Annotated in this window: 9 protein-coding genes; 5 read left to right on the top strand and 4 right to left on the bottom strand. The window is 40.3% G+C overall.

Annotated elements, in window-relative coordinates; all coding sequences use genetic code 11:
* Window positions 1–267: 267 nt before the first annotated feature.
* The gene (locus tag ACIFOD_RS21985) at window positions 268–819 is read right to left on the bottom strand and encodes a 2'-5' RNA ligase family protein (protein WP_397551416.1); all 552 of its coding nucleotides are present in this window, start codon (window positions 817–819) and stop codon (window positions 268–270) included.
* A 265-nt stretch (window positions 820–1,084) separates the two neighbouring features.
* On the opposite strand from ACIFOD_RS21985, the gene guaC reads away from it, so the two are divergent.
* Window positions 1,085–2,068, top strand: a complete 984-nt coding sequence (gene guaC / locus ACIFOD_RS21980) for a GMP reductase (protein WP_430316276.1) — start codon at window positions 1,085–1,087, stop codon at window positions 2,066–2,068.
* Between the two features lie 59 nt (window positions 2,069–2,127).
* Here guaC and ACIFOD_RS21975 read toward each other — a convergent pair whose 3' ends face one another.
* Window positions 2,128–2,682 carry an STM3941 family protein gene (locus ACIFOD_RS21975; RefSeq protein WP_430316275.1) on the bottom strand — a complete coding sequence of 185 codons (555 nt, stop codon included), beginning with the start codon at window positions 2,680–2,682 and terminating at the stop codon, window positions 2,128–2,130.
* Between the two features lie 216 nt (window positions 2,683–2,898).
* Here ACIFOD_RS21975 and ACIFOD_RS21970 point away from each other — a divergent pair, with 216 nt between their 5' ends.
* The 3 genes from ACIFOD_RS21970 to ACIFOD_RS21960 all read left to right on the top strand — a co-directional run bounded on the left by ACIFOD_RS21970 (window position 2,899) and on the right by ACIFOD_RS21960 (window position 3,796).
* Window positions 2,899–3,225 (top strand): hypothetical protein, encoded by a 327-nt coding sequence (locus ACIFOD_RS21970; RefSeq protein ID WP_430316274.1) that lies wholly within the window; start codon window positions 2,899–2,901, stop codon window positions 3,223–3,225.
* A gap of 129 nt (window positions 3,226–3,354) precedes the next feature.
* Window positions 3,355–3,549 carry a hypothetical protein gene (locus ACIFOD_RS21965; protein WP_397551420.1) on the top strand — a complete coding sequence of 65 codons (195 nt, stop codon included), beginning with the start codon at window positions 3,355–3,357 and terminating at the stop codon, window positions 3,547–3,549.
* A gap of 55 nt (window positions 3,550–3,604) precedes the next feature.
* Entirely contained in the window at window positions 3,605–3,796 is a 192-nt protein-coding gene (locus ACIFOD_RS21960) for a twin-arginine translocase TatA/TatE family subunit (protein WP_430316273.1), read from the top strand.
* 121 nt (window positions 3,797–3,917) lie between these two features.
* On the opposite strand, the gene ACIFOD_RS21955 is transcribed toward ACIFOD_RS21960, so the two are convergent.
* Complete coding sequence (locus ACIFOD_RS21955; RefSeq protein WP_430316272.1) at window positions 3,918–6,995, bottom strand: GNAT family N-acetyltransferase; 3,078 nt, start codon at window positions 6,993–6,995, stop codon at window positions 3,918–3,920.
* A 270-nt stretch (window positions 6,996–7,265) separates the two neighbouring features.
* Between ACIFOD_RS21955 and ACIFOD_RS21950 the strand changes: the two genes are divergently transcribed.
* The gene (locus ACIFOD_RS21950) at window positions 7,266–7,607 is read left to right on the top strand and encodes a YqzG/YhdC family protein (RefSeq protein WP_397551425.1); all 342 of its coding nucleotides are present in this window, start codon (window positions 7,266–7,268) and stop codon (window positions 7,605–7,607) included.
* Window positions 7,608–7,670: 63 nt separating this feature from the next.
* Here ACIFOD_RS21950 and ACIFOD_RS21945 read toward each other — a convergent pair whose 3' ends face one another.
* Window positions 7,671–10,088 carry a heavy metal translocating P-type ATPase gene (locus ACIFOD_RS21945; RefSeq protein ID WP_430316271.1) on the bottom strand — a complete coding sequence of 806 codons (2,418 nt, stop codon included), beginning with the start codon at window positions 10,086–10,088 and terminating at the stop codon, window positions 7,671–7,673.
* Window positions 10,089–10,119: the final 31 nt, after the last annotated feature.

The following is a 10,119-nucleotide window of genomic DNA, read 5'->3' as shown; positions in this document are numbered from 1 at the left end:
CGGTTGGTTGGATTGCAAGACGAAGACTCCTGCGGGAGAAGTAGCTTATGTGAGACCCCGCAGGCTTGCCGAGGAGGCTCACGAGCTACCCGCGGAAAGCGTAGTCTTGCACGGAAATCATTAGCGGTATTAAGAACCTACACTTCTATTGTTCGTCCTTATATCGTTGTTTTTTAGTTTTGTCCCAACCTCTTTGTTGGTGTATCCCTTCAGAAAGTCTCTATTCCCTGATATTCAAACAAAAATCACCTCTGCAGATGCTGCAGTTTACTCCAATAATGATTTTGAATAAACGATCGGAGCGTCTATGCAATCCTTTGAATCATCAACTAATTCTATTAAAGCAATACCAGTTATCTTCGCTTTAATGGTGTCTCCTCTTTCTAAACAATGCTTAAATCCCTGAGATAATTTTTCGGGAGAAAGCTTATTGGCTAAAGTGCAGTGTGGAATCCATTTGTCAGGAAGATAGAGTGGATTAGCTGATTCATTGAAGTCGTGAAAGAAATCATGATGATCCGAATGAAAGTTTAGTAATTCTCTTGTGATGGTCGGGGAGAAAAATAGAGTTCCGAAGTTTAGAAATGAACCTACGGTGTTAAAGGTGATATCGATCGGTTTTTTATGTTCATAATACTCCTCTAATGCTTTTATGTATTTTTGCTTATCTAATTCGTTATAACTTCCAATTGTGATATGGGGACGTGCATCGTTGATTTCTTCCTCATAGTAAGAAATATCTTTAACGGTTAGTTCCTTCCATATTTCTTGTATCAACTCTTCAGTCTTTTCATCGAATAGAGCGATTACCCAGTACATGGCTTAACCACCTTTCCTATTGTACGGATTGTTCATAAGCCTTACTTCCTTTACTGTAACATAGTCTCTCTCTCAGTGGGTTCATATACTCATATTTGCAAACGCTTAATTATTTGTTGAATCAAGAATGTGTGCTGAAATCTAAAGTCGTTTCTTTTAAAACGACAAAAATCTTTGACATCGATAAGAAAATGATGTAAATTACCTTATGGACGAACATTTATAAAATAAATAAACTTTAATATTCGTGTTTAGGGGTGTAATAATGGAAAATGTATTTGATTACGAAGATATTCAATTAATTCCTGCAAAATGTGTGGTTAACAGTCGTTCTGAATGTGATACGGGTGTGACCCTGGGTGGACATACATTTAAGTTACCTGTGGTACCTGCCAATATGCAAACCATTATTGATGAAAAAATCGCTGTATATTTAGCTGAAAACAATTATTTCTATATCATGCATCGCTTCGAGCCTGAAAAACGAATTTCTTTCATTAAAGATATGAAGTCCCGCGGCCTGATTTCTTCTATTTCTGTAGGTGTTAAGGATGAAGAGTATGCATTTATAGAGCAATTAGCTGAAGAAAAGCTGACACCGGAATTTATAACAATCGATATTGCACATGGTCATTCCAATGCGGTAATCAGCATGATTCAACACATAAAAATACACGTACCTGAGAGCTTTGTGATTGCCGGGAACGTTGGTACTCCAGAAGCTGTAAGAGAATTGGAGCATGCTGGTGCTGATGCTACAAAAGTGGGAATCGGACCAGGGAAAGTTTGTATTACGAAAATCAAAACCGGATTTGGTACAGGTGGCTGGCAGCTGGCTGCACTACGCTGGTGTGCAAAAGCCGCTACAAAACCAATCATCGCTGATGGTGGTATCCGTACCCACGGTGATATAGCAAAATCCATTCGTTTCGGTGCGTCCATGGTGATGATCGGCTCCCTATTTGCAGGCCATGAAGAGTCTCCAGGGGATACAATCGAAAAAGACGGCAAGCTCTTCAAAGAATACTTTGGTTCAGCTTCAGAGTTCCAAAAAGGCGAAAAGAAAAATGTTGAAGGTAAAAAAATGTTTGTTGAACATAAAGGGTCACTGGAACATACGTTGACCGAAATGGAACAAGACCTTCAATCCTCTATCTCCTATGCTGGTGGAACAAAACTTGAAGCAATCCGAACTGTGGATTATGTAGTGGTGAAAAATTCAATCTTTAATGGTGATAAAGTATATTAATAGTGAAATGTTGAAAAGGTGGGCAATTGATGCTCACCTTTTTTAACGAAATATTCATTTCATAATGGATTCGAAGGAGAAACACCTTTTCCTCCAGAAACCAATTTTGTGTGAGGGATACGAAGGTTTAATTCATCAAGCAATTGTTGGGGCTCTTTAAGATTGCCTTTTACAATATTGTATTGTGGATACCCCATTTTCACATTGATTTTAGACATGCGTTTTAGCTTATCCGGCATTTTCTCACGGTATTTCTCTTCATTGGACAGAATGAGCCCGATAAAAGCATTCCGGTATATCTCATAGGGAATATAGCTTTCAATATCTTCCCAGCTGATGTGAACGGGATGCTCGGGTAACACATTTAAAATAAGATATTCCTGCGTCAGGCTTACATGAGGCACATTATAGGAAAGCTTCTTAAAAATCTGAATCAAGCAAAAGAGAAAAAACAATCCTCCTAACGCACCAACGATCCCCATAAAGTAGTTAACATCAACAAAGAAGAATTCAAACGATAAATACAAACACACAAGGACAAATAATATACAACCAACCGCTAACAAACTTAACCTTTTCTTGGACTCATAAAAATGAACAGCCTTCTCTTCCATCGCTATTCACCTTCCATAAATATACATATTCAATTTCCTATACCCGTAAAAACAAAAGTTAAACTCTGAGTAAACTTAGAGGGACGGACCTCAAAAAGATAAAAATCACGCTCAGTGTCCCTTCCTTTATAGGTCCGTCCCTCTTAATATGTTATAGACACTGGGGGAAATTAAGCTATAATTAGTTTTAATATTGTCTTGGGAGGTGGAGTGACTGTGATGAGATTGTTGTTATTGATGGTATTGAGCATGGTGTTAGGGACAGTTCCTGTTCAACAACAGAATCAAAGCCCGGTATTCTTAAGTTTTGATGATGTAGCTACTATTTCTGACCATGTGTTTTTAACCGATGCAGACATGATTCTCGACGTGGTCCCTTCACTGGTTCAGAAACAAGATGGTATGGCTTCTAATAAAACTTCCATTCTTCCAACATTACACTTCAAATTAATCCCTTTGGCTGGATGTCTATTTAGTACTGAGATTTTTCCAGATTCATTGGGATTCCTTGAAGTCGTCATGTCCCATTCAAATTACCTCTGATTCCTTACACTCATAAAAAACATGTGATCGTAAACCCTTTTTTCTCTTTGCAGTTAAGAGTTTTTTTGCAGTGCCTATTTAAAATAAACATTGGTTATTGAAAATTAAATTAAACTGAGGTGCATTCATATGAGAAATTATGAATATCGTAAGGAATCTATTGCTTGTTATGTCTTCTGTTCTCTATTCCTTCTAAGCTTTGTTGGAACGATACTGTTATCTGGAGAAATGAGTGGAAATAGCATCATCTCATCCATCCCTCGATTCTCTTGGGATATGATGATTAAGTGGAAAGAAATTGTTGAAATATTAGATTTGAAGTAAATTAAAGCAAAGTTACGTACTGAAACTACTTCTATAATAAAGCGAGGAAATAAAAATGAATCTGGGTTTCGGTGAAATAGCGATTATCTTGTTCGTAGCACTCCTATTCTTTGGGCCAAGCAAACTTCCAGAGCTCGGAAAAGCTGCCGGTGTTTCTTTGAGAGAATTTAAACATGCGGTCAGTGGATTGATGGAGGATGAGGATACCAACCATAAGGGTGAAAAGAATATCAAGCAAGATCAATAGTATGGCTTAACAGTTGGGGACGGACCTCCAACAGACCAAATCTCTCAATTTGGCGCAATTGGAGGTCCGTCCCTCCCAATTAAAAACACGAACCTACGGCAGAGGCAGGTTCGCGGGGTTTTTAGGTGAATCGAATGTTTTGTAGTGGCTTGATTGCTTGTGCGGATCGAGTTTCACCATGGAATAGAATGGTTGGTTCAATTACGATGGTTTCTCCCGTTGCTGCAGACCACTCGTTTGTTGATGCTACTTGAAGAACATCTTGATTTAAGTATGCTTCTGACCGTTTTCTGGTACTTGGGTGAACAAATGTCACAGATTCTGGGTGATCATCCGATCCAACCGTAATAAATGGTGTATCTCTCAATACAAATTCTTCAAGACCTGCATAGTATTTATGGACCATACCTTTTGTTGGGAGATTAACGAAACTGGATGTTAACGTTTCACCAGCCTTGAAGAAAGCCTCCACATCCACTAATTCGTTCGTATACGTTCTTCCTGAATCCTGCTGAATCTCTGCGTATACAGCCAGGACCGGGACTTCTGGAAGTGTTAACGCATATTGACGAAGAACAATCCCCTTCATCTTTTCATGCTCCTTAAATTCTGTTGTCAAACAAATCCCTGCCCACTGATGACCGTGTTGATCCAACTTTGTTACAGATCCGATGGCCGTTTTCTCTTTCAACATTGAATAGGAACTAACGGATTGGAAAGAGTATCTGATACCTCCCCCCCACGGATTCCACCATGCCCGTGGACCCGGGTTTGGATATTGATGATCCAACGTTTCCTTCCCGTCAATCGATAAGGAATAGATACCAGGATAATACGCAGATGACGCTTTAAACGAAATGACTCCATTATCTACAGACCAGACATCTTCGTTCCTCTCAACCTTCACTTCCCTCTTACCCTTAACAAGTTGCATAACTTCTACTTTTCCGAAGTGACTCTTAGACTCGAATTCCCCTTCTATCCATTTGACCCCTGGTGAAGAATACTCTAGTCCAAGATTCAAACGGGTTACTGACTCAGCTTTATCCACTTCTTTAACGAACGTTTCATTTTCTGAATGAACGGTTAATTTACCATGAATATAAGGAGTAAGCATGGATTGGAATGAATAGTCTTCCCTTTCACCAATAGAAGAAATAATATCTCCTCCTGTTTTATCCAGAGTGTACAGGGGCAGCTCTTTCATGTTCCCTTCATCACCCAACACCAACTCCCGCCACTTAGACCAATGGTTGGAAGTATTGACCCCGACCTGGATGGGACCTAAGCACATTTCTTCCTGGGATTGCAACAGGTCGATCTCATATTCAAGAGCCATTCGCCAATCATCTTTTCTTCCAAGAGCTTCTTCTGGCCAAGAAAGACCGATGGTATCTCCAATTGAAGACCGTGTGAAAATCCAACGTTCAGCCATATCTTTATCATTAATATACTCCATAAAAGGAACCAGTGACTCATTCCCGATTAAGACTCCATTCCTTTGTGGGATAGCCATTCCTTCAAAGTTAATAAAGACAGGCTGAATTAGGGAAAGATGCTTCCTGTCATCTTTTCCGGCATTCACGACTTCATGTTTGATTTCCACTAAGCCATCACCGTAAATCTTAAAATAAGTGTTCAGAAGCATGGAGGAAAATGCATCCGACTTTAGTGATGTTTTCATCACGTAAGCTTCAGGAAGCTCAATATATTCTACAGAAGATGCTTCTTTCTTAGAAAATTCCTCACTATAGGGTTTTCCGAATTTTGGAGTGAAGAAAGTTATCGGATCTTGGATTGAATGGATAGAGCCCACTTTGACGATATGGTTTCGTTTTTCAATCTCTACGTAGTGGGGACCGTTAAACCCGATCCAATGCTCTTCTGTCTCGCCACCAAATTTCGCCCCAAATCCCGGTAGAGCCAATGACAGTCTAGTGGAAAAAGGAGTCACGTCCCCGTTTTTCCGTTCAACCTCTACATTCACCTCTTGTGACAAAAAGCCATTTTTCAATAGCTGGATCGGAAGTGGAATCGAAACTCTCTTTTTCCCCTCGATTTTTGCTGTCACTTCTGAAGTTTCCCACTTTACTACTTTATTTACAGGCAGTTTGATCGTCCAGGTAGTTTCTTCTTCTAATTGGCTTTCCAAATCAAGATAGAGCATTCCTTTACCATGGGATTTCCAATTCTTTTTCACTGATCTTAAATGAAGCTTCCCCGCTTGTTTAGGAAACACCCCTAGTGCAAATGGGATTGAATGACCGTCCACCTCAACTGTCACCCCGACAGTCGGGTGAGTCTTCCAGGGACTTGGTTGACTAGTTGGCATGTCGACACTGACAGGGAATTCTCCAATCCAGTTCTTCCCCACTAAAACAGTCTCATGGAATTCATGCTTTACATGAGGAGATGATATTCCTCTTAGTGCGATTTCAACCGGATTCTCTTTGCGATTCTCTACATGATAAGTCACATAGTGTTCTTTTTTCTCGAGCAACTTAAAGTCAGGCAGCCTCATTTCCGCTAAAAAATCCTGCGTTTCAATTAAGCGAATGCCTCTTCCCGTCCGTTCAAATTGAATACGGACGAACTCATTTCCTGCTTCCCATTTGTATTCATAATAAGTATGATCTCGATCTTTCAGGCCATCTGGTTTGATTTCAATTAAACGCTGACTCGTTGTATACCAATCATGCTTCTCAAAAAACGGCTTCAGCCAGTCAATTTGGAGCACCATCGGAATAAAATTCATCAGATGAACGGTGTCATCGCGCTCTTCCCAGAAGAATCCGCATTTTTTGTATAGAGGTACGGCTTTTGTATTACCTGCCCACGTAAATAAATCCAGTCTTGGCCATTTTAATTCCACAGTCTTCTCTAACGCTTTCAGTACGAGTTGTTTGCCGATCTTTAAGCCCTGATACTTGGGGTGCACATTCAGAAGAGGAATATATAGGGCACCTTCGTCCTCACGATATTCAGACAATCCGCAGTAGCCTGCCACTTCATCTCCCACCATTGCCAAAAAGAGATGGAGATTTGTGGAGTTAGCTTCCTTATCTTTTACATCTTGTTCAGTGGTGACAACGGAATCTCCACCCCAGTTTTCACGGCTTTCATTCCACATTTTCGCGATTCCTTTTGCTAAACCTTCATGATATTCTACGATTTTCACTTGCTCTACAGTAGTCTTCATAATGTCCTCCTACGCTAGGTTTTAATATATATAACCTCATCTTTATTGATTTTTTGCATTGCATCGACGATTTTAATCATCGTCATCGCCTCCTTTCATTTAGTTGGAAAGATTTTCTTCCTCACCCACAGTTTAAGATTTTATGGTAAGTAAGTAAAGAATATTCTAACTAAAAAAAAGATTTCATTTACTTCTGTTATTGTAAGTTAAATGGAAAATGCAGAATAATTTCAGTCAGACTAGACAAACCTACAAGGTAAAAAGAAGGATATGGTATTGAAAATGAAACGACATATTCCAATTGTTCTATGCATGATTTTTATTGCCAACGCGGCACTAGTTGACCTGAAACCCGTGCACGCTCAACAAGAGATTCCCTCCTATGCGAAATGGGGAAGTCTGGCAGTGAAAAAGACTAAAGAGAAATATCCTGATGCGGCGATCGTTGACTATCTTCATATCGGAAAGGAAAACGGATCGAAAGTATCGACTGAGAAGTTTAAGCTTTGGTTAAAACGTGGCGGGAAAGAATTTGGTGTATTTGTGGACATCCAGTTTGAGTCGGATACTGAAAAGCTGATTGATATCAATTTCACGGAAACGGATCGATAAACAATAGGTTATGAACAATAAAAGAGATCAAAGGATTTTAATTCCCTTTGATCTCTTTTTAGTTTAAAGCTTCACTCTCTGCAAACGCAGTGCATTCAAGACAACGGACACAGAACTAAATGCCATTGCAGCTCCGGCAAGCCATGGTGCTAAGAATCCCATTGCGGCAATGGGGATGCCGAGTGAGTTATAGGCGAGGGCCCAAAACAGGTTTTGTTTAATATTACGTATGGTTTTCTTACTCATGAAGATAGCATCGGCGATACTGTTCAAGTCACCGCGAATGAGGGTGATATCGGCAGCTTCCATGGCAACGTCCGTACCTGTTCCAATCGCCATTCCGATATCCGCCATCGCAAGTGCAGGAGCATCATTGATTCCATCCCCGACCATTGCGACTTTCTTTCCGTCCTTCTGAAGTTTTTGAACTTCCTTTGCTTTTCCTTCAGGCAATACTTCTGCAATTACAAGTTGAATGCCAGCTTCCTTTGCAATTGCTTCAGCGGTTCGCTGATTGTCACCTGTGATCATGATGACTTCTAACTCCATATCCTTTAACCGTTGAATGGCTTGTTTCGAAGTATCTTTTATAGTGTCCGCTACAGCGACAAGACCGGCATAGTTCCCATTAATAGCAACGAGCATAACCGTCTTCCCTTCTGTTTCAAGAGCTAGTTTGGTTTCTAACACGTAATCGATGTGAACACCTTCTTGTTCCATCAATTTCGTGGTACCGATGACTACCTCTGTACCTTCTACTTTTGCTTTTACACCATACCCTGGTATAGCATCAAAATCTTCACTACCTCTTAAAGGAATCCCTTTTTCTTTAATCCCTTTAACAATTGAAACAGCTAGTGGATGCTCCGAAGACCGTTCCACCGCTCCAACCAAAGCGAGGAAATCCTCTTCATCAAAACCAGCTTCCACTTTTACATCTGTTAATACCGGCTCACCGTTTGTAACAGTACCCGTTTTGTCGAGTACAACGGTTGTAATTCCATGGGTCGATTCCAAATGTTCTCCGCCTTTAAAGAGAATCCCGAATTCTGCTGCACGTCCCGATCCTGCCATTATCGAAGTCGGAGTCGCTAACCCAAGGGCACATGGACAGGCAATCACAAGAACGGCAATCAGTTTTTCAAGTGCTTCGGCAAAATTACCCGGTTCAATCCAAATGTACCAGACAAGAAATGTGAGGACTGCAATTCCTACAACAATAGGAACAAATATACCTGATATTGTATCCGCTAATCGTTGAATAGGAGCCTTGGAACCTTGAGCATCCTCCACCACTTTGATAATCTGTGCCAGGGCGGTATCCTTTCCTACCTTTGTAGCTTTCATTTTAAGGAATCCGTTTTTATTCATTGTGGCACCGATCAGTGTATCACCTATAGATTTATCCACCGGAACGCTTTCTCCTGTTATCATCGATTCATCAAGTGCTGAACGACCTTCGATGACTTCTCCATCTACAGGAACTTTTTCACCTGGTTTGATGTACACGATGTCTCCTGTTATAACGTCTTCTAAAGGAATTTCTTCATCCTTTCCATCTCTTTCCACCGTTGCGGTTTTAGCCTGTAGTCCCATAAGCTTCTTTATGGCTTCAGAAGAACGACCCTTTGCCTTGGCTTCAAACAATTTTCCGAGAATAATGAGTGTGATTAAGATAGCGCTTGTTTCAAAATACAGCTCAACCATATGCATTCCCGAACCAATGGACTGATAGGCAAGAAACACACTGTAAAAGTAAGCAGCAGATGTACCAAGTGCGACCAAAACATCCATATTGGCACTCTTATTTATTAATGCTTTATAAGCACCTACGTAAAATTGTTTTCCGATAATAAACTGTACAGGTGTTGCTAACGACATTTGCACCCAAGGGTTCATTAAGATATCCGGTAATGGGATGAACGATGTAAATTCAAAATGACTGACCATTGACCACAATAGCGGCAACGATAATAAAAGCGACCATATGAATTTACGTTTTTGCTTCTGGATCTCTTGAAGTTTATGATCGGTTTGTTCTTCTTGATTCTCATCATTTTTCACTGTTGCACCGTAGCCAATTGAATCAACCTTTTTAATGATTTGATCTGTCGAGATTGTACCAGGGGCATACTCAATAGTTGCTTTTTCTAATGCCAAGTTAACCGTTGCATGTTGTATTCCCTCCTGCTTATTCAATACTTTCTCGATTCTTGCAGAACAAGCAGCACAGGTCATCCCGGTAATATCAAACTCGGTTTTTTCGAGTTGTATGTCATAACCTAGATCCCGGATTCTTTTTTGAAGATCAATTGGCTTCACTACTTCCGAATTGTATTTTACTGCTGCTTTCTCCAAAGCGAAGTTGACCGCTGCCTTTTCTACACCGTCCATTTTAATTAAACCCTTTTCGATACGATTCGCACAAGCAGCGCAAGTCATTCCTGTTATTTCTATATTGATTTCTTTATGCTGAGCCATTCATCAACCCTCCATACCTATACGGGGTATA

The sequence above is a fragment of the Rossellomorea sp. NRS-1567 genome (assembly GCF_050467885.1).
GTDB lineage: Bacteria > Bacillota > Bacilli > Bacillales > Bacillaceae_B > Rossellomorea > Rossellomorea aquimaris_C.
Note: the sequence above shows the minus strand (reverse complement) of the source record. Positions and strands in the feature narration are given on the sequence as shown.